At 53.5% G+C, this 21,116-nt stretch carries 15 protein-coding genes and 1 riboswitch; of the genes, 5 read left to right on the top strand and 10 right to left on the bottom strand.

Features of this window, described 5'->3' with window-relative positions; translation table 11 throughout:
- Positions 1–11 precede the first annotated feature (11 nt).
- From ACFFK0_RS19625 to ACFFK0_RS19635, 3 genes are all read right to left on the bottom strand, one after another.
- Positions 12–1,751, bottom strand: coding sequence for a cache domain-containing sensor histidine kinase (locus ACFFK0_RS19625; protein ID WP_377472008.1), 1,740 nt, complete (start codon positions 1,749–1,751; stop codon positions 12–14).
- Complete coding sequence (locus ACFFK0_RS19630; RefSeq protein ID WP_377472010.1) at positions 1,748–3,304, bottom strand: response regulator transcription factor; 1,557 nt, start codon at positions 3,302–3,304, stop codon at positions 1,748–1,750. Before ACFFK0_RS19630 ends, ACFFK0_RS19625 begins: the two co-directional genes overlap by 4 nt.
- A gap of 96 nt (positions 3,305–3,400) precedes the next feature.
- Positions 3,401–4,438: a glycoside hydrolase family 88/105 protein gene (locus ACFFK0_RS19635; RefSeq protein WP_377472011.1), complete on the bottom strand. Its 1,038-nt coding sequence runs from the start codon at positions 4,436–4,438 to the stop codon at positions 3,401–3,403.
- Between the two features lie 182 nt (positions 4,439–4,620).
- Here ACFFK0_RS19635 and ACFFK0_RS19640 point away from each other — a divergent pair, with 182 nt between their 5' ends.
- Positions 4,621–5,496: an AraC family transcriptional regulator gene (locus tag ACFFK0_RS19640; protein WP_377472012.1), complete on the top strand. Its 876-nt coding sequence runs from the start codon at positions 4,621–4,623 to the stop codon at positions 5,494–5,496.
- Positions 5,497–5,965: 469 nt separating this feature from the next.
- On the opposite strand, the gene ACFFK0_RS19645 is transcribed toward ACFFK0_RS19640, so the two are convergent.
- From ACFFK0_RS19645 to ACFFK0_RS19660, 4 genes are all read right to left on the bottom strand, one after another.
- A complete protein-coding gene (locus tag ACFFK0_RS19645; protein WP_377472013.1) occupies positions 5,966–7,564 on the bottom strand; it encodes a xylulokinase in 1,599 nt (532 codons plus the stop codon).
- Between the two features lie 75 nt (positions 7,565–7,639).
- Positions 7,640–9,130: an L-arabinose isomerase gene (araA, locus tag ACFFK0_RS19650; protein ID WP_377472015.1), complete on the bottom strand. Its 1,491-nt coding sequence runs from the start codon at positions 9,128–9,130 to the stop codon at positions 7,640–7,642.
- Between the two features lie 59 nt (positions 9,131–9,189).
- Positions 9,190–9,885, bottom strand: coding sequence for an L-ribulose-5-phosphate 4-epimerase (araD, locus tag ACFFK0_RS19655; RefSeq protein WP_377472016.1), 696 nt, complete (start codon positions 9,883–9,885; stop codon positions 9,190–9,192).
- Between the two features lie 122 nt (positions 9,886–10,007).
- Positions 10,008–11,162 carry a GntR family transcriptional regulator gene (locus tag ACFFK0_RS19660; RefSeq protein ID WP_377472017.1) on the bottom strand — a complete coding sequence of 385 codons (1,155 nt, stop codon included), beginning with the start codon at positions 11,160–11,162 and terminating at the stop codon, positions 10,008–10,010.
- Between the two features lie 630 nt (positions 11,163–11,792).
- A riboswitch (cyclic di-GMP riboswitch) is annotated at positions 11,793–11,884 on the top strand.
- 63 nt (positions 11,885–11,947) lie between these two features.
- On the opposite strand from ACFFK0_RS19660, the gene ACFFK0_RS19665 reads away from it, so the two are divergent.
- From ACFFK0_RS19665 to ACFFK0_RS19680, 4 genes are all read left to right on the top strand, one after another.
- The gene (locus ACFFK0_RS19665; RefSeq protein WP_377472018.1) at positions 11,948–12,892 is read left to right on the top strand and encodes a C40 family peptidase; all 945 of its coding nucleotides are present in this window, start codon (positions 11,948–11,950) and stop codon (positions 12,890–12,892) included.
- Between the two features lie 33 nt (positions 12,893–12,925).
- Positions 12,926–15,034, top strand: coding sequence for a glycosyl hydrolase family 18 protein (locus ACFFK0_RS19670; protein WP_377472021.1), 2,109 nt, complete (start codon positions 12,926–12,928; stop codon positions 15,032–15,034).
- 427 nt (positions 15,035–15,461) lie between these two features.
- Positions 15,462–15,905: a cell wall hydrolase gene (locus tag ACFFK0_RS19675; RefSeq protein ID WP_377472022.1), complete on the top strand. Its 444-nt coding sequence runs from the start codon at positions 15,462–15,464 to the stop codon at positions 15,903–15,905.
- Positions 15,906–16,164: 259 nt separating this feature from the next.
- A complete protein-coding gene (locus tag ACFFK0_RS19680; RefSeq protein WP_377472023.1) occupies positions 16,165–17,451 on the top strand; it encodes an MFS transporter in 1,287 nt (428 codons plus the stop codon).
- Positions 17,452–17,528: 77 nt separating this feature from the next.
- Here ACFFK0_RS19680 and ACFFK0_RS19685 read toward each other — a convergent pair whose 3' ends face one another.
- From ACFFK0_RS19685 to ACFFK0_RS19695, 3 genes are all read right to left on the bottom strand, one after another.
- Positions 17,529–18,479 (bottom strand): bile acid:sodium symporter family protein, encoded by a 951-nt coding sequence (locus tag ACFFK0_RS19685; RefSeq protein ID WP_377472024.1) that lies wholly within the window; start codon positions 18,477–18,479, stop codon positions 17,529–17,531.
- 300 nt (positions 18,480–18,779) lie between these two features.
- Positions 18,780–19,508: an NPP1 family protein gene (locus tag ACFFK0_RS19690; RefSeq protein WP_377472025.1), complete on the bottom strand. Its 729-nt coding sequence runs from the start codon at positions 19,506–19,508 to the stop codon at positions 18,780–18,782.
- 346 nt (positions 19,509–19,854) lie between these two features.
- A complete protein-coding gene (locus ACFFK0_RS19695) occupies positions 19,855–21,021 on the bottom strand; it encodes a rhamnogalacturonan acetylesterase (protein ID WP_377472040.1) in 1,167 nt (388 codons plus the stop codon).
- Positions 21,022–21,116 lie beyond the last annotated feature (95 nt).

Below are 21,116 nucleotides of genomic sequence, written 5' to 3' on the forward strand. Positions count from 1 at the left end.
GGTTATTTCACTCACAATCCGGTTATTCGCTTCAAATCCCCCGGTTCGCCGGCCGCGTAAGGAATTCGGATCGTGACGGAAGTTCCTGCATTCGGACGCGAGGCCAGATCGATACCGTACTGGCCGCCGTAATGGAAAGCGATCCGCTCCCGGATGTTGGCAAACCCGATCCCCTTCGTTTGCCCGGAATGGGCGGGGTTGCGCTTCAGCATATCCTTATCCGCAATCCCGGAATCCAATCCAACGCCGTTATCTTCAACAGTGACGTGCAGTGCCTCTCCCTGTACCGTGGCGGATATCCGGATCAGCCCCTCCTCCTCCATGTTGAATATGCCGTGGAACAGCGCATTCTCTACGAGAGGCTGGATCATCAGGCGCAGCACGACGCACGAACGAAGATGCTCCGGAATGTCCCACTCCACCTGAAATCGCCCCGGATACCGGTACTGCTGAATGTGCACATATTTGGCGATCAGATTCATTTCACCCTCGAGCGTCGAGAAGAACGCCTCCTCGCCGGTCTTGATCGTATCCTGCAAAATGTCGATCAGCGCCTTCGTAATCGTAATCGTATCTTTGCTGCGCCCGGCGTGGGATAAATAGATGACGGTATTCAGCGTATTGTAAATAAAATGGGGATTGATCTCCGACAGAAGCAAATTAATTTGCATGTTCCGCTTGATCTCCTGCTCCCGCAGAGACGATTTCATCCATGTATCGAGCTCGTTCACCATCCGGTTGAAGCCTTCTCCGAGCACCTCCATCTCGTCCCCGCTGCGGATCAGCACGTTCGTGTGCAGCTCGCCGCTGGACACCTTCCTCATCGCCCGCGTCAGCACCGTAATCGGCTTCGTGAAATTGAAAATCAGCGTAGGTACGATCAGCAGGATGAACAACAGGCTGCCGACGACGATGAGCAGATAGAAGAATAAAATCGGACGTATCGAGTCCTGCAGCTTTTGCTTGGAAATGAACGCCTCTTGGCTCCAGCCTTCACTCATCGCACCGTAACGGATCGGGATGAAGCCGCCCGCACCAGCGGCGGTTTGCGCCGAAGCCGTGGCTCTTTTCGTATCGTACAGGATTTGCCCGTCGCCGCTCCTGAGAATGATGCGTTCGAAGTCTTTGCTGCTGTCCGCAAACACTTTATCGATTTCATCCTTCTTCATCTCGATGACGAGGACATATACACCGGGCGAGGACTTGTCCTCCCAATTGCGGTAAGGCGTCACATAGCTGATCACTTCGCGCGCCCCGCTCGTATAACTGAAATGATGAATGTCGGAAAAGCGAGTCCGATTCGTTCCGTTCAGGAACGGACTGAACCACGCTTCCTTCAAATATTCCGCATAGTAATCCTCGTAGCCGCTGTTGTTGGAGAAAACCTCTTGATCGGGACGAACGATCATAATGTTGAGCAGACTTGAATCCAGAGCCACGAACCGCTGCAGCTGCTTCATTACGGCGACTTTGTTAAAATAATTTTGCTCCAGCGTCGAGCCGGCCCGCGGTACGAGCCTCGCGTTGATCTCCGGGTCGGCGATAATCGTTTCCGCCGTCTTGACCAGCCGGTCCTGCATGCGGGTAAGCGAGGAAGACGTCTGGGCCAGCTTGGTCATATTATCTTTCACAGCCTGCTCGCCCAAAATCTTGGACATGTACGCATAAGTGATGTAACCGCTTAATAGAAGCGAAATAGTCACGACCAGCATCGTACTGCCGATCATTTTCGTCCGTATCGTCGCTCTCATCGGCTCGCACCCCTTGTCTCAGCGTATTCGAGCGGCGTCATGCCGACCGTCCGGTAAAAGATTTTGCTGAAATAGTGGCTGCTCTTGTACCCGACCTTGTCCGAAATTTCGTAGAGCTTGAAATGGCCGCTCTCCAGCAGTGCCTTCGCCCGCTCCATTCGGCAGGCTGTAAGGTAATCATGCAGCGTTTGCCCGGTTTCCTGCTTGAACAGGTGCCGCAGATGCTCCCCGCTGATGCCGATCCGGTGGGCAATGGTCTCGGCGCTAAGCTCGCCCTCGCAGTGCGCCGCGATGTAATCGCAAGCCTCCCGGATTTTGCGGCTGTACGGAGGCGTGTTCCCGAAGGCGGCGGTCTCCTCGATTCTCGCTAACAGCCATGTCTTGATGCCGTCAAGCGTGCGCCACTCTTCGGTCCGAACGGCCCCTTCCTCTGCGAGACGCTGCAGCGTAGTCAATCCGCGCTCGGCCCTGACAGCGTCCAGCGCGGACACAAGCGTCCCGCACAGCTGAGTCAAATACGGCACGCTGCGGGTTCTCGCCGCCGCATCGAATTGAGTCTCCACAAGCTTACCGGCTGCCGCAGCGCCGCCGGTGTGCAGCAGCCGGATAACCTCCTCCATACCGGGCAATGTGCTCCAATCCGGCGAAGGCATATGGGCTGCACTGCCGGGGCCGGCAAGCTTCGTCCCCCTTAGGAACAGACAAGCATCGAGCTGCAAAGCGGTTTTGCGGTGAATGGCGTTCAGCTCCTCCGGATTGTCAAAAGGCTCGGAGTAAGCGGCGCAGATCGGCACTCCCGGACAGCCCTTCTCCAGAAATGCCTTCAGCAGGGTAACGGCATCGGCATACAGCTGTGCCGTTTCTCTCCTGCTGGCAACCGGCGCCGACAGAAGCAGAAAGCCGATACGGCCGTTCTTCTTGTGGGCGAGCTCGATCTGATGCGCGGGCAGCTCCGGCAGCCGCCCGTTCCAAATGGCAGTTGGCGTCCCAGCCCCCTTCACCTGCATGACCGGAAACGGTTCCTCCGCTGCCGCGAGAACATACATAAACTGCTTGCCCTTCAGCTGCTCGTATTGTGACACCTCGGCAGCGAGCTCCTCCGCCGGCACCTGATCTCCCGTCAGCTCCTTCAAGTACTGGCGAAGCACCATCGCGCTTCTGTGACGTTCTTCTTCGATCGATGCTCTCACTTTGGCCAGCTCGCTGCGCAAACTGTCCGGTTCGAGCTCATGCTTGACCAAATAGCTGACAACGCCGATGCGCATCGCTTCTTTGACGTATTCGAATTCTTTATAGGAAGTAAGCAGAAGGATCCGGCAGCGTGATCCCGAGGCTAAGACGCGCTTGCTGAATTCAATGCCGTCCAAATTCGGCATGCGGATATCGGCGATAATGAGATCCGGTTTCAGCTCGGCCACTTTCGAAAGCGCTTGCAATGGGCGGATGAACTCACCCGCCAACCGGAAGCCTTCCCCCTCCCAGTCGATCAGCTGCCTCAAATGCTCGATGGCCAAAATTTCATCATCGACAATCATCACATTCAGAATGGGCATTGAGACACCTCCTAACGATCATGTGAAAAACGAGAAGCAACCATCCCCGGTTCGGGATGATTCTTCTCGTCATACTGATCACTATTCTATTACTAGTTATATTTTGCTGACAACTTCTTTATTCTGAATCAGCGCTACCAGATAGGCAAGGGTCAGTCCTTGCCCCCACCCTTGAACCCGTTTCTTGGAAATAACCTTGTAATCTTCCGCAGAGTACATCACCGCGGTGCCGGCCGATACGTTCCGAACCGAGCCGTCTTCGTCAATGTTGGCCAGAATGCCCTTGTACGCTTTGGCCATAAAATTTTGGTGCAGCGGATGTCCATTGATCATGAGTGCGGCGGCGATACCGGCGGAGGCGGACGTCTCTTCATACGATGTTTCATCGTTTAGTACTGTACGCCACAGCCCGTTTGGCGTCTGCAGCCGAACCAGTGCGCTCAGTTGGTCGCCGAGCGCCCCGCCGATCTGCATCCACATCGGCATGAACGGATTCAGCATTTTGTACGCCTGCGCCATCGTATAGGCGGCCCATGCATTGGCGCGTCCCCAGTAAATGCCGGACAAATGGTCTTTTCTCACATTATCCCAAGCATGATAGAACAGATTCGTCTTCGTATCCTGCAAATATTCTTCATGCCAATAAAATTGGTTGAGCGCATCGTCGATGTATTCCTTGTTGTCCAGCTTAAAGCCAAGACGAAGCAGGAAATACGCCGCCATGAACAGCGTATCCGCCCACGCCTGCTCCGGGAAGTCGTTCTTCGAGGATACCGTATGCTGGAATACGCCTTCTCCAAACCGGATCGCATCCTTGCGCAAGTACTCGGCCTTCATCAGAGCAAGATCAAGATACTTGGAGTCGCCTGTAGCTTCATGCAGAGTCAGCATCGTATGCCCCATAGCGCAAGCGTTGACCATCATCGGCGGCAGGCCAAGCTCCAAATATTCGTCCACCCAATTGACCAGAAAATCGATATACTCTTGGTTGCGGGTTACTTCCCAAGCCTTGCTGATGCCGTAATAGGCGACCCCGCAGGACCAGTTCCAAGTGAAATCCATATTCATCGTTCTGCGAACTACCCGGTCGATCAGTTCTTTGACTTCGTTCTCATCGCATTCAAATTTACGCATGTCATCATCTCCTGGTATTTGAAGGATATTGTTCATGATTCAACGTTATTTGATTTCGTAGTAACGTAACCATAACATAATATTTGAGAGAATTCTCCGCATATAGACGCAATAACTATCCCAACCCCGCATATATTGATATAATCGGGTTATGAAGTCCGTATGAATGAAAGGATCCTGCCATGACGATGCAGTCCCTTCCCGACTCGCTTCACTTCGGATCGCTTAATGAGCCGCTATGGATCGAATTCGATCGCAGAATCGGTCACTATTCCATGAAATCGAACCACTACCATTTGGCCTATGAGTTGTTTTACCTGTTAAGCGGGGAAAGGAACTATTTTATCAAAGACTCCGTTTACCGCGTGTACCCCGGCGATTTGATGCTCGTCGAATCCAACGTCGTGCACAAGACGTCGGAGCTGAGCAGGCCCAATCATGAACGGGTCGTCGTCCATTACAGCCCTTCCTTCTTTGACGGATTTGCGCCGGAGGACAAGCGCCTGCTCCAGCTGCCCTTTACCGGAGGCCATCCGCACGTCAGGCTGAACCTTCAGGAACGCATGCACATCGAAGCGCTGTTCGGCTCCATGCTGCACGAGCTGTACGAACGCCCCCATGGGTATTTGCTGCACATTCGGAACATGGCGGTCGAGCTGCTGCTGTTTACCGCGCGCCTCATGATGAAGCGTAACGATCAGCCTTGCGATGAGCTTTCTCCGATCCAGGAGAAGGTGACGGCCATCGTCCGCCATATTAACACCCACTTCGGAGAGCCGCTGCATCTGGACGAGCTGGCCAAGCAATTTTTTATCAGCAAGAGCCATCTGAGCCGTGTCTTCAAAGAGGTCACCGGCTTCGGCTTCAGCGAGTTCGTCAACATCGCCCGGATTCGGGAAGCCGAGCGTCTCCTTCGGGAAACGGATCTCGGCATCACGCAAATATCGGAAACCTGCGGATTTGAGAACTTCTCCCACTTCGGCAAAATGTTTAAGAAGCTGTCCGGCGTCTCGCCGCGTGCCTATCGTCAGGCCATGAAGCCTAGCGGGCGAAACTAAAAACGGCACGGCGCCTCTGCTATGGGCATATAGATGAAACGGCTTTCGCCGTTTTCCACACGCTCGTGTTTCCACGTGAAATTTATTGGGCTCAGCGATATTGATGATATGTACATATTTACCGGAGCCTCTCGTTTCGTTTAAGGGGTGACCTCGTCTTTTTAGGGGAGGCTTGGCGTGGCTGATGCAGGTTGTTTACGGATTTTGAGGGCCTTATTTTACCGCTATCGCACTTTTCATTGAAAATAACGGACTGTGGCGGCTCTATCAAATGTCAATTGATTGATTTGGGCTTGATTTCCCCTGATTGCTGGAAAATAAAGCCCTCAAAATCCGCTAAACTTGATAGACGTCAAGTCTCGAGCCAAATAACGGTTTCCGAAACCGTTATCGCTCACAAAACATACTGGACAATGAGAAAAAACGTCAACAGCCGTACTTCGCAGCACGACTATTGACGTTGGCTGTTTTATTGGAAATACGCTACCGCTGCTTTTTCGATAGCAAGTCCCTTAGTGTACCTCTCCATGAACGCTTCGAAGCCGGCCACGTCCTTAGGCTCGGGCGGCACCGTTTTGCCCGCTTTTTCCGCGAATACGTTACGGTTCAAATAGTCCTCCAGCGTTTCGTTCTCCGCCTTGTTGATCATGTAGGAGGCCAGCAGGGCAATCCCCCATGCTCCGCCTTCACCTGCGGTTTCCATCACGGAGACGGGAACGTTCAAAGCAGCCGCCATAATGCGCTGCCCCACACCTTCGGTCTTGAAAAATCCGCCATGGCCCAAAATTTCATCCAGCTTCACAGCCTCCTGCTTCAGCAGGATGTCCATGCCGATTTTCAATGCGCCTAGTGCCGTATACAAGTGGACGCGCATGAAATTGGCCAAATTGAAGGTGCTGTCGGAAGAACGTACGAACAACGGACGGCCTTCTTCAAAATGCGTGATGTGCTCCCCCGAGAGATAGCCGTATGCCAACAGGCCGCCGCAGTCCGGGTCGCCTTGGAGAGCCAGGTTATACAGCGTACCGTATAATTGATTCGCATCTGCTTGGAAACCCATGGCTTTGGCAAACTCGTCAAACAAGCCCACCCATGCGTTAAGGTCGGAAGAACAGTTGTTGGAATGGGCCATGGCCACCAGATTGCCGGTAGGCGTAGTGACCAGGTCGATCTCGGTGTACACTTTGGATAATTCTTGTTCAAGAACAACCATGGCAAACACGGATGTGCCGGCAGACACGTTCCCCGTACGCTTCGCAACGCTGTTTGTCGCAACCATGCCGGTTCCGGCATCCCCTTCCGGCGGACAAAGCGGTATGCCGGCTTGCAGCTCCCCGCTCACATCCAACAGCTTGGCTCCCTCTTCGGTGAGAACGCCGGCGTCGTCACCCGCCACAAGAACTTGCGGTAAAATATGGTCAAGCTTCCAAGGAAGGTTTTGCGCCGCGATGGCATCATTGAATTGCCGGATCATAGTCGCATTGAACGTTTTCGCATTCAGATCGATCGGGAACATGCCGGAAGCTTCGCCAATTCCCATTACTTTACGTCCGGTTAGCTTCCAATGGATATAGCCGGCCAAAGTAGTCAAGTAATCAATCCGGGCGATATGCTCTTCTCCGTTCAAAATAGCTTGATACAGATGGGCAATGCTCCAACGCTGGGGAATCTGATATTGAAACAATTCGGTCAGCGCTTTGGAGGCCTGCTCGGTAATATTGTTGCGCCAAGTGCGGAACGCTGTGAGCTGCTCACCCGCCTGATTGAATACCATATAGCCGTGCATCATCCCGCTGAAGCCGATCGCTCCGATCGTTTGAAGCGGAATGCCGTACCGCTGCTTCACCTCGGCGGCCATCTGCCGATAACTGTCCTGCACGCCCTTCCAAATATCGTCCAGGCTGTATGTCCAAATCTGATTCACATAGCTGTTCTCCCAAGCATGGCTGCCGGTTGCGATCGGAGTGTGGTCTTCGCCGAGCAGAACCGCTTTGATCCGGGTAGAACCGAGCTCGATGCCAAGAACGGTTTTGCCGTTCTGAATCGCCTGTTTCACTTCCATACTCATACCAAGTCCCTCCTTTTCCGTAAAGAGGCCCTCCCCCATCTATGAGGGAAGGGCCATTTGATGGGCTGCTTCCGCTTATCTCAGCTTCCAGGCGATATCGCTCCACTGCAGCTCGCGGCGAAGCTGTTGGACGCTCGTATTCCGGTCGATGAGCACATATTCGATGCCGGTCATATCGGCCCAGTCGATCAGCTGTTCAACCGTTACTTTATTGGAGAACACGGTGTGGTGCGCACCGCCAGCCAAAATCCAAGCTTCGGCCGACTCCTGCAGGGAAGGATGCGCTTGCCACAGGACGCGGGCAACCGGCAGCTTCGGCATCGGCTGCGGCGCAGGAACGGCGTCGACCGTGTTGATCAGCAGACGGAAGCGGTTGCCCAGATCAATGACCGTAGCGTTCAGAGCAGGTCCGGCCTGACCGTCGAATACAAGGCGCGCCGGGTCGGCCTTGCCGCCGATACCTAGCGGATGCACTTCGATGCGCGGCTTGTTCGCTGCAATCGTCGGGCAAATTTCCAGCATGTGCGATCCGAGCACAAGCTCGCGTCCCGGCTCGAAGTGATACGTATAATCTTCCATAAACGAAGTGCCTTCGTTGCCTGCAATCAGCTTCATGATGCGGGTAAACGCCGACGTCTTCCAGTCGCCTTCGCCGCCGAAGCCGAAGCCCGCTCCCATGAGACGCTGTACGGCGAGACCCGGCAGCTGCTGCAAACCGTGAAGATCTTCGAACGAAGTGGTGAACGCCCCAAAGCCTCCCTCAACCAAGAATGCCTTGAGTCCAAGCTCGATGCGGGCCTGATAACGGATTGCGTCGCGCACGGCGCCGGCCTCGCGGCCTTCCGGCGCAATGTCGTAAAGCGACTCGTATTCGTCCATCAGAGCATTGATCTCGGCTTCCGACACGTCATTGACGCGCGCGACCAGATCGCCGACGCCGTAGCCGTTGATGGACCAGCCGAACTTGATCTGCGCCTCCACCTTGTCGCCCTCAGTTACGGCTACCTGGCGCATATTGTCGCCGAACCGGGCCACCTTCAAACGGCGCCCTTCCTGCAAAGCGACGGCGGTGCGCATCCAGGAGCCGATGCGGCTCTGCACGTCGGCATGCTCCCAGTAGCCAACAACGATTTTACGGGATACTCCCATGCGGGCGCCGATAAAGCCGTACTCGCGGTCGCCGTGCGCCGCTTGATTCGTGTTCATGAAGTCCATATCGATGCTGTCCCACGGAATGTCGCGGTTGTACTGCGTATGCAGGTGCAGCAGCGGCTTGCGCAGCTCGCTCAGGCCTGCGATCCACATTTTTGCCGGGGAGAAGGTGTGCATCCATGTGATCAGGCCGGCGCAAGCTTCATCCGAGTTCGCCTCGATCAACAGACGGCGAATATCGTCAGGAGTCGTAAGCACCGTCTTATATACGACCGGGCAAGACAGCTTGCCGCTGGCGTTCAGGCCTGCGACCATTTCCCGCGAATGCGAAGCGACTTCTTCGATCGTCTCCGGACCATACAGATGCTGGCTGCCGGTGACGAACCAAAATTGGTGTTTTGTCATATCGAACATGGAAATCCCTCCTAAGGATCATAAAAATGGTAATGAGAGCTTACTTGTACGATCAATGATCAACCCTTCGTTTGGCCGTAATAGGCGTTCTTGCCGTGCTTGCGCAGAAAATGCTTGTCGAGAAGCGCTTGATCCATGGAGCCGATGCCCGGATGCAGCTGCAGCGTGTGGAAAGCGATCTTCGCCACTTCCTCGAGCACAACCGCGTTATGTACGGCATCGTGCGGGTCCTTGCCCCAATTGAACGGAGCGTGGCTCTTGACCAGAACGCCGGGCACCATCGTCGGATCCAGCTCGCGGAACGTCTCGGCGATCACGTTGCCGGTTTCCAGCTCGTAAGCGCCTTTAATCTCGTCCTCGGTCATGTCCCGCGTGCACGGGATCGTGCCGTAATAATAGTCGGCGTGCGTCGTGCCGAGCGCCGGAATGGCCCGCCCCGCCTGCGCCCAGCTCGTCGCCCACGGCGAATGAGTGTGGACGATGCCGCCGATCGCCGGGAACGCCTTGTACAGCACCACATGCGTCGGCGTATCGGACGACGGCTTCAGCCTGCCTTCCACGACGCTGCCTTCCAGGTCGACGACTACCATGTCGTCCCGTTTCAAATCTTCGTAAGGCACACCGCTTGGCTTAATGACGACAAGTCCGGAGGCGCGGTCGATACCGCTTACATTTCCCCAGGTGAACGTAACGAGACCGTACTTAGGCAGCTCCAGGTTCGCTTCCAGTACGGCTTGCTTCAAATCCTCGAGCAAGGACGACACACTCCCTATGTTAAAATAGCTCGCACTCCTCAGCGGGCTCCGTGCAAAAGGTACGCAACAGTGCGACTACCTCTATTATAACTTGTACATACATGTTAGGCTACTATTTTTTTCTAAGTTTGTCCCGCCGGGGGTGCGGACGATTCGCGGACGACCAGCTCCGGCTTGTACACAATCGGTTCGACGGTAGCATCCTCCCCTCCTTCGGCTTCCCGGCTTGTGCCGGTTGTGCGGCGGCGCTCGATCATCTGGATCAGCAGACGGGCGGACGCTTCGCCCATGACGGTCTTCGGATGGACCAGCGTCGTCAGCTTCACCTCGGTTGCGGTAGCCAGCGGAGAGTCGTCGAAGCCGACGAGCGAGAGCTGCCCCGGTACGCTTAGCCCTTGCGAGCGGGCTGCATCGAGCAGCCTTACGGCAAGCTCGTCGTTGTAGCACACGAACGCTGTCGGCCGCTGCTCGCTCTCGGCAAGCAGCCGCAGCGCGGCCTGGTGAGGCGTATGCTGCTTATCCTCCGTCTTGTACTGCACGATGAGCTCCGGCCGCAGCGGTACGCCAAGCTCGTGGTGAGCCCGCAGGAACCCTTTGAGCCGCTGCACGCCCTGCATGTCGTCCGTCTTGAAGAAGCCGGCGACGCTGCGGTGCCCGAGCCGCAGCAGATGCTCCGCGGCGAGATACCCGCCCAGCTCGTCGTCCAGCTTGACATACGGGCAGTTCAGCTCAGGGTACGTCTCGTTGATCATTAAGTACGGAATGCCTTTGTAGTCGAGAGAGGCATAGTACGAGAAGTTCGGGTTGCCCAGCGCGCTTCGCGTCGGCTCCACAATGAGCCCGCTGAGCGGCTCGCGGAGCAGCATCTCCAGGCTTTCGCGCTCCCGCTCTTTGTCGTTGTCGGTGCTGGACAGAACGAGCCGGTAGCCGTGGCGGCGCAGCTCCGATTCGATGCCGCGTACGATGTGCGGGAAGATGTAATCGGAGATGTAGGTCGTCAGTACGCCGATCGTCTTGGGTTCGGTGAATTCCGCTTCGGCGGTTTGGGCTGGGGTAAAGCTTTCGGAAACGTACGTACCTTTCCCCTGCTGGCGGCTAAGCAAGCCTTCCTGCTCGAGCGCTCCGAGCGCCTGCCGAACCGTCTGGCGGCTCATCTGAAAGCGCTGCGCGATATCGTTCTCGGACGGCAGCAGATCTCCGCTGCGCAGCGTGCCGTTGTCGATCCACGATTTAATTTCTTGCTTGAGTCGAATATGTTTAGGGACCGTCTTGTCCATAGGATGGTTCACTCCCGGAGGGTCAGCATCATAGCCTTATTGGAAATATCGCTATTATATCATCCCTCCTACTTGTATGTACATATAGACGATGCTACGACAAATTTGTCTATTGGATCAAGATCGATGCTCGGCGGGACCGGATTCGCTTCTCGTGCAAAGCACGCTGAGTTTACCGGTAGGTGAGAGCGCTATTTTGTGGGTTACTCGGTTCACCAGCAATTTAGCGGAATTTGAAGGCGCCATCGAGACGCTCGTTGTCATCTTGCATGGTTATACCTTGTTTCTCAACATTAACTCCCTCATAATCCTCTACACGATGAAGCCGCCCCCTAAAGAGCAAAATAACGGTTTCGGAAACCGCTAGGCTTGGGCAGAAAGCCCATTTCGCATTGCAAATGTTAACTTTCCGAAATGGTAAAAAGAGGAGCTGCCGCAAGCACGCTCCCCGCTTGTTAGTGCCAATAAATAGTGCTCTAGACTCTTACCCGCATGGTAGATATATCCATATTGCGCAGTCAATAGTCTGAACGCCGCCATTATAGAACTGACAACAATTACTGAATTTCTCCTATTTTCGACAATTCCTCCTACAAACTATAATTAGGACACAAACCCAATACATTCATCTCGCGATAAAGGCAAACCTGGCGAAAGCCAGCGGCGCAAAGCTAGAGGGGCTTCCGCAGGACGACCGTTCACGATGCCAGCCAGCTACCGAAAGAGGGTCCCAGGATAACCCTTTCGGCAGAGAAAGGGTTATTTCATCTATGGAGGGTATCAACATGAAAAAATGGAATGGTTTATTGCTCGTAATGGTTCTGCTGCTGTCCTTCGCTGCACCTGCCGCCCATGCGGCAAGCGAAGTGACGACCAAAGCGAAGATTGTATCCGGCGTCAGCTTCCGCGATCAGCCGAACACGTCCAGCAGCGTTATGCGTTATTTAAAAACAGGCGAGATCGTGACCGTGCTGCAGATCGTCAATCCTTATTGGTATCAGGTGAGTGACGCGCAAGGCGTTACCGGCTTCGTCTCTACGAACGAGAAATACATATCGGTTATCAGCAATGCCGAAATCATCTATGGCGTTAATTTCCGCACCGGTCCTTCGACGGATGCCACCCGCATCCGCATGCTGCGCGCCGGAGAGGACGTGCTGGTACTGGAAAAGGTGAATGACAGCTGGTACAAGGCGGTCGACTCCACCGGCGTGGTCGGCTACGTCAGCTCGAGCAGCAAATATATCATTACCGATTTCTCTGTTACTCTCGTAACGCTCCCGCTGGCCGAACGGATCGAAAGCGTCATTGCGGAAACGTTCAAGTATACCGGCGTTCCTTATGAATTCGGCTCCAAGAGGTTCGACACCGCAACCTTCGACTGCTCCGACCTGTTACAGCAAGCCCGCTGGGATGCGACACGTGAAGTGATTCCAAGCGACTCGCGCGAACAAGGCGAATATGTAAAGAGCCTCGGACCGGTAACGACCGACTGGAAACAGCTGAAGCGCGGCGACTTGATGTTCTTTATGTCCTACAAGGGATCCCGCGCGTCGGATTATGCGTCGATCGACAAGTCGACGGAAACGATTACACATACAGGTATTTATTTGGGAGACGGCATGGTCCTGCATACGTATTCCCCGGAATCGGGCGGCGTCCGTACCGATCTAATCGAAGGAAAACAATGGGAATACCGCTTTCTGTTCGGCGGAAGCAGCATGAAGTAACCAAATTGCATGGGCATAGGGGGCCACATCACGATGAGAACAAAGATCCTCGCGCTGCCATTATTGACTTCTGTGCTTTTCTCGTTATACGCTTCGACCGTTAGCGCCGCCGACGCCGAATTAACCAAGCAATCCGTCATGGGCTTCTACGTCAATTCAAGCAGTTCGACCTCACTACAAACATTCGGAACCTATCTCAAGGATATGGGGGTCATCACGTATCAAATTGAAATAGACGGTTCGATTACAGGCGGAACGCCTGCAGCGGATGTAAACACAGCCAAATCCAAAAACATCAATACTTACGCTGTTATTCAAAATCACTTCGAGCCCGATCTAACCCGAAAGGTGCTGTCCGACTCGGCCCTGCGGCAAAAAGCGATCAACAATATCCTCACATTAACGCAGAACAATGGCTATCGAGGCGTCAACCTAGATTTTGAAAATATGTACGCAGCCGACCGGCAGCTCTTTAACAGTTTCGTTAAGGAACTGACGCAAGTAGCGAAAACCAAAAGTTTGGAAGTCATCGTATCCGTAACCGCCAAGACGAATGAATGTACGACCTGCAGCTGGTCCGGGGCGTTCGACTTCTACACGTTAGGCCAAACCGCTGATAAAATTCAATTAATGTCCTATGACCAAAATGGCAGCTGGGGCCCTCCAGGGCCTGTAGCCGGCTATCCGTGGTTCGAGAAAGCCATTCAGTACGCCGTATCCCAAATTCCGAGCCGGAAGGTGCTGCTAGGGCTGCCGGCTTACGGCTACGACTGGAATGTGACGACGAATACCGGGCATAAAGCCGTCATGTGGAAAAGCATCCCCGGCCTGCTTTCAACCTATCACGCACAGCCTGTCTGGAACGAAACGGAGAAGTCTCCAACGCTGACGTATACGGACGCTCTCGGCAGCAAGCACGTGGTATGGTATGAAGACGACAAAAGCATCGAACTGAAAACCGAGCTGGCGAACAAATACAGCTTAGGCGGAATCTCCGTGTGGAGAATGGGCTTCGAGAACGAAAGCTTTTGGAGGTCTGCCTATTCCGGTTTAGCCCCGAAGCTATCCGGCTTAACCACATCAGCATCCTCCTTATCCGTCAATGGTCTGGACAGGGTATTCGTGAGCTTTAACTTAAATAAGCCGTCCGCCGCAAGCATCAACGTATTGGACAGCTCCCGCGCCCCCGTCAAATCATTGCTGATGAATGAGGTCAAACCGGCCGGTCTCCACAGCTTCGAATGGGATGGCAGCGGCCTGCCGTTCGGTGCCTATACGATCGAAGTGAAGGCCGTTGACGGAAACGGGCTCTCCCATTCGGCTTCGACAAGCATCGAGCTGCTGGACGGAACGGCTCCCGCGATTTCTTCGCTGGACGTGTCTCCGCCTAGCTTAAAGGTAGACGGAACGAATAGCTCCATTCTCCGTTACAGCTTGAACGAACCGGCAGCCGTCACCCTGAAGCTTATCAACCAGGCGGGCGCTGCTCAGGTGCTGGTGGATCGCGAGCTGAAGCAGTCGGGCCCGAATGAAAATTCCTTTAACGGCTTGGGCTTCGCACTAGGCACATACACCATTGAGCTGACAGCGGCTGACGAAGCAGGAAACGCGAGCAAGGCGAGCGCAGCCATCACCTTTCGGGATGGTTACGCTCCGGTCATTTCGAATGTGACGGTTTCGACCGCGACACTGAAGAAAACAGCGCTGCTGAACGCCAAATCCGAATTGCAATATTCTACGAATGAGCAAGCTCAAGTTGAAGTCGTTCTGCGTAACCAAAGCGGCAATATCAAGCCGTTGGCTCCGCCAATCGTTCAGAATGCCGGAAGCTATAAACTGACGATCGATTCCGCACCGCTCAATGACGGCGTCTATGACGTGCTCATCAAAGCCACGGACGATAACGCCAACACCTCCAGCGCTGCAGCCCGGATCACGGTAGTGACGGAGAAGGTGTACGGCAAAGTTACGGCAAGCAAATTGAATGTCAGAAGCGGTCCGGATACTGCTTATTCCATCGTAGCCTCTTACCTCTATGGACAATCGGTTGAAATTACAGGTAAAACGGACGTTTGGTATCAAGTAAAATATTCGAGCACGCAAACGGGGTATGTTCATAGCTCCTATCTAACGCTGAACTAATGCCACAAGACCATCCGAACCGGCGCGAACACGTGCGGTCGGATGGTTTTTATTTATCGCTTATGACAGGGTAAAGAACAGGCGGAGGAAATCAACCGACCGTGCACGAATATATCATGGTATCAACCATACAACGCACTGATCATTCTTATATCCGGTTGTTCGATCAGCGGTTCCGGCAGAACGGAAGGTCGGAATCCAGACTCAGCCGCTTCAGCTCCAGCTTCGAACGTCCCTCCCCTCACTTCCGATCGGGATGAAGCAAGCGTCTATGTACTTGAAATGCTGACGAAGTCGATCGAAGCTTCCTGGTAACGCAGCAGCTCGCGGGATCGAATGTTTCGATACGGTAAAATCAAACTCTCTGTCATACATCCAATTCAGCTGCAATATGATGGCTCTAGATCATCTGATGAGAGGTGAGCCGATGGCTGTCGTGAAAGCCAGGAAGCGGGATATTGACCTGTTGGCAAGGCTGCTTCGAGCCGAGGCCGTGGGCGAAGGGGAATTAGGTATGCTCCTTGTCGGAAATGTAGGCATTAACCGGATAAGAGCCAATTGTTCGGATTTTAAAGGACTCCGCACAATCCCCCAAATGATCTACCAGCCCCATGCGTTTGAAGCGCTGCTTCACGGTATGTTCTATCAACAAGCAAGGGAGCAAGAACGGCGTCTGGCACGGCGGGTTGTGAATGGAGAGCGGTTTTGGCCGGGTAAATTTTCCCTTTGGTATTTTCGGCCGGGGACGGCCCAATCCCCTCTGCCCTGTCCGGCAAACTGGTATAATCAGCCGCATGTGGGACGCTACAAGCTTCACTGTTTTTATGAGCCGACCGGAAAAGAATGTGAAAATGTGTATAGGGTATATTAATAGCAGCGGCGACAGCTATGGGCTGGAAAGCAAAGTCCAAAGCTGCCGCTGTTTTTTATTGATGCGCCATATCTTCAGTTTTATGCAACCGCATTCAAAGACTAAAGTGGTTTCTTCATACTATGTTTCCCGGAAAACATGCACGGGCTTAAGGGTATAAGGAACGATTTATTTCCAGCTTTCCTTTCCGGTGAGGGTGCAGTACTATGGAAGTATTGCAATACCAATCGGACGGCATGACGAATAGGAGCGAAGCAGCATGGAGGTTCAGTCCCGAGAGCATACAAATCCAGGACATGCTACGGCAGCGGTGCGGCCCGAGCCGGCCCCGCAGGAGTGGAAGCGCACAATGTGGCTGCTCTGGATCTGTTTATTTCTAACGTCGGCAGGCATCACAATGGTCGTTCCGTTTCTCGCCATCTATGTACAGGAACTGGGTGTTACCGATGTGAAGGAGGCTGCCGTTTGGGCTTCCGTCATTTTTGCCGTGAATCATGTGGTCATCGCGCTGATGTCCCCGTTTTGGGGAAAAATTTCGGATCGCTACGGTCAAAAACGGTTGATCGTCCTCTCCGGTATCGCCATGGGCCTCGTCATGGCGGCGATGGGCTTCGCGTTGATTCCGCTTCACCTATTGGCGCTAAGGATTGTGTTCGGACTGGCGAATGCGGTATTTCCGGCAGCGCAAACCATGCTGTCGATACAGACGCCGAAGGAGCATATCGGCCATGCCGTCGGCACGGTGCAAACCGGCAATATGCTGGGTCAGCTGCTTGGTCCTCTGATCGGCGGTGTTCTAGCGGAGGCATTCGGAATGCGCAGCTCGTTCTTTATTACGGGAGCCTGTCTGACCGCTGCCGCTTTGCTTGTCCTGATTTTGTGCCGCGAGCAGCGCGTTGCCGGCTCCGGCGCTACGGTGCGGAAATCCGCTGCTCCAGTGACGTTCAAGAGGATGATCTCGGAATCCCCCGTTCTGCTGCAATTGATGCTGTGCGGCTTCCTGATGTCGGCCAGCTTGCAAAGCATCAGCCCGATTCTCCCGCTCTACCTGAAAATGCTCAATGTGACGGAGCAGCTGTCTCTGATCAGCGGGCTGATGTTTGCTGCGCAAGGGCTAGGGATGATGATCGCCTCACCGGTGCTGGGCCGGCTTGGCGACCGGATCGGGCACGGCCGGATCCTGATCGCCAGCGTGATCGTTATGGGAATCCTGCACGTTCCCCAAGCTCTCATTCAAGACCCATGGTCCTTACTAGTGGCTCGATTTCTTACGGGAATTAGCATCGGCGGACTGATCACCTCGGTCATGTCGCTGATGCGCCACTTAACGCCATTAGAGCTTCAGGGTACGGCGCAGGGCTACAACTCCAGCTTTAACTCCGTCGGCAACGTGAGCGGAGCCTTGCTCGGCGGACTGCTCGTGAGCCAAGTTGGCATTGCGGCCGTGTTTTATTTACTGACAGCGCTGTTTCTCATCTACACTTTGGTGCTTCTCCGCTATCGGCCGGCGCTTCGTTGCGACGCTCCATTGGCTTCAACATCGTAATACGAATGAACGAAAAATCCACTCTCACAATGGGGAGTGGATTTTTTGCATGCTATCGTACGCCATCGGATTTTGGGTCAATGGTCCAGCTTCAGATCCTCTTTTTCGGCGCGGCGCGCAAACCAAGTTGCCAACAAGGATCCGGAAATGTTATGCCATACGCTGAAAATGGCACTTGGAACAGCAGCGATCGGGCTGAAATGAGCCGATGCCAACGTAGCGCCAAGACCCGAATTTTGCATTCCGGTTTCAAACAAAATGGCCTTGCGCTTGCTAAGATTCATGCGGAACAGCTTGGCGAACAAGTAACCTAGCAAATACCCGAGACCGTTGTGCAAAATAACGACTGCAAAAATCAGCAAACCGCTTTCCACAATTTTGGCTTTACTCCCCCCCACTACGATAGCCACGATAATGACAATCGCCAAAGTGGATACGAGCGGAAGTGCCGTAACACTTGCTTCTGCTTGTTTTCTAAACAAACTTTTGACGATAACACCAAGAATAATAGGGAAAATAACGACCATCAAGATATCCTTGATGAGAGCTCCGCCATCAATCGGCATCCAACGTCCTGCAAGCAGACTGATTAAAGCAGGCGTTGCTAGCGGTGCGATCAGCGTAGAGACGGAAGCGATGGAAACCCCAAGCGCAACATCGCCTTTGGCAAGCAGCGCCATTACATTGGAGGAAGTCCCGCTCGGGCAGCAGCCGACAAGAATGACACCGACTGCAATTTCTGGCGGAAGCTTCAACACAATCGCCAGCACATAGGCGAGCAGCGGCATAATGATATAATGGCCGACAACGCCGATCAACACTTCGAGCGGACGGCGGAAAACTTCACGAAAGTCCGCGGATGACAGCGTAAGCCCCATCCCGAACATGACGATGCCTAGAAAAACAGAAATATACCCTTTAAGCGGTATAAAGACCGCGGGGTAAAAAAATCCTAGACAAGCAAACAGGATAACCCACAGAGAAAATGTTCTCCCTACAAAACTGCTTACTCTTGCAACGGCGTTCATACTTATGACCTCGCTCTTGATGTAATTTACTATTAATACCTCGCAGCTGTCTGACAATAAAGGGGCATATACGGGCATCCGATCCCCCCTCTTCCTACGGCATTAATAGTACATACATCGTATGGCATCAAGTCTTATAAGTCTAATATATAATGTGTATAAAGCTTATAGATAATGTCTATATAGCCTCGTATTTTAGTTACTGCTATTCGAATCCCGTGCTTCCTTTTTCAGTAACGCTATCGTATGAAAAAGCCCCTTTGCACACTATCGCACGAAGGGGCTACCGCTATACGTATTTTACTGATACCAGGCGCTCTTTATATTATTCATAAAATTCGCGTCGTTCAAAGGAACATTCGCATCAACGAAATCAGTTGTATTTAACGCGTTCCTTGCTGCCGAAGGTAAATCGTCCCATCCGATTAACGGCTGTGTTCCGCCCGATTGACTAGTCGTGTATAAGGCATGGTTTAGCGGCCAAATGCTCTTATATTCGATCTTGGGATGAGTTCCATTCGTATTTGTACTGCTAGGAGCCGTTTGGGGGAATTTCCCGTGCTGGGAAGCCGCGATCGACAATATTTTCGGATTGGCAGCAGCCGGGTTATCAATCCACACGACCACCGACTCCCAGTCATGCCTATGTCCCATTCCCGATGAAGGTTCGTCTTTAGGAAAATACCAGGCATACATAATTGCCCACACCCCGTTGTACCATGTCGAACGCGAGTACACTTGCCCGGTGCTGGAGCTGCAGCCTGCATCGGATCCTCCGGTAGGACTTAACCCGCCGCTTGTATTCCCCTGCGCATCCACGGCTGGAAAAGGTACACAACCGTTCGTAACCTTCAAAGTCGGTTGAAACAGCTTCTCCGCTTTTTGAGTTGTCGTAGTGGGCGTTACTTCTGCGAATCCTACTATTTTATCATGATTGATGACCGCTGCATTCGCTGCCGGGACCAAGTTGAACGATGCTGCCAAAGCGATCAAAGTGATACGTGTAACTGCCTTCAATTTGTTGACCATCTTGGTTTAACCTCCATATTTAAGTGGTAACACGTTGGCTCTGCCCGCACAGATTGAAAGTTGATTCGCAGAAGCCGGATCGTCGTCTGCAGCGAGGGCAATCCGTAATTGATCTCAGTAATCATCTCTCCTTTTCCAAGAAATAAGGCACCGGGCCGAGCGCATGCAGAACCTCCCGGGTCTTTCGTGATCATTATAGAGGGGCAAAGAAAACGAACCCTTAAAAATTTATAGACATACCTATAAATTCGTTGGGTTCGTATGAAAATCACGTAAATGCCGAATCAAACGCTATACAACAAAAAAAGTGCCGACCTCTTCAGATCAGCACCTGCATGAAAGTCCGTTATTCCTTCTCCTTCTTCTCCACAAAGCCGTCCATTCCTTGCCGTTTCAGCTCTTCATACACGAGACGAGCCAGCTCTATCGCTCCTGCACGGTTCGGATGAAGGCTGTCTCCCGTCATGTACAAAGAGCGGGTCTCATCCGGACCGATGGACGTGAAATATGCCGAGCTAATCACGTTCAGATCGACCAGCGGCACCTGCTCCTCCTGTGCCAGGCCAACAATCGAGTGCCGGTACCAGCGGTTTTCGGAGGAATGCTGCTGCTCGGCGTTGAAGTCGGTCGCTCGGCCTTGCGGCGTAGACAGCACGACCGTGGCTCCGGTTGCCTTCACCTGACGTACCATATCCCGCATAATCTCCTTGAATTCCGCCTCGGTCGTGTTATTTTTCGGATTGGTGTCATTGATGCCCAGCTGTAATATAAAATAGTCTCCCGGCTTAATGTATTTCAGAATTGCCTCCAGTTGTCCGTCGTTGCGGAAGCCTCTCGCAATTTGTCCGCCGGAAGCCATGTTGCGCACGACAAACTCCTTCGGATCCACGAACTGCTCCAGCATTTGTCCCCAGCCCCCCTGGATACTGGCCGCCAGCGGATAATAGTTGGCCACGGTGGAGTCGCCGCCGATGTAGATCGTACGGTTCGTTACCGCATGATGGGACAGCTTGTCGATCTCCAGCGCGCTCAGCGTAAAATTCGTACCGGCCTTCCCTTCGGTAACGAGCAGATTGAGCTGTCCGTCGGTGATCGGAATTTGGAACTTGTCTACAGCGCCGTTTCCGGTCATATTGATAATCTGAAATACACCTTCGGCCGCTACGCTGGCTCTTGCCGTATCGCCCAAAGTAACGGTTACTTCATAGAGCCCGTTCGGAAGGTCGACATTGAAGGTGTTCATGCTTTTGGTCCCGAACTGCAGAAACTGGACGGCATCGGCCCCGACCCCCGTGCCCTTGGCCGGAACGTTGCGCATATGCTCGGGCGTGGCAAAGCCGTAGCCCTTCTCGGCCGAATATCCATCCGATGCGCTGACGACGATATACCCTTTTTCCACAGGTCCGTCGCCAAAATCAAACTTGAAGTTGCTCACCTTCGCTTCCGCCGGGGTGCTCCCGCCTCCCGCAAACAACGATGAGGTCAGCAGCAATGCTCCCATCGTTTTCATGATCCACAACTTGTTCATCAAATTGAGCCTCCTTTAGGTAGGAATGGGCTCATTATAGAAAAGGATGTGTTTTACTTCAATAAGACATTATTGGTTTC

This window comes from Paenibacillus chartarius (genome assembly GCF_042432825.1).
Taxonomy (GTDB): domain Bacteria; phylum Bacillota; class Bacilli; order Paenibacillales; family NBRC-103111; genus Gordoniibacillus; species Gordoniibacillus chartarius.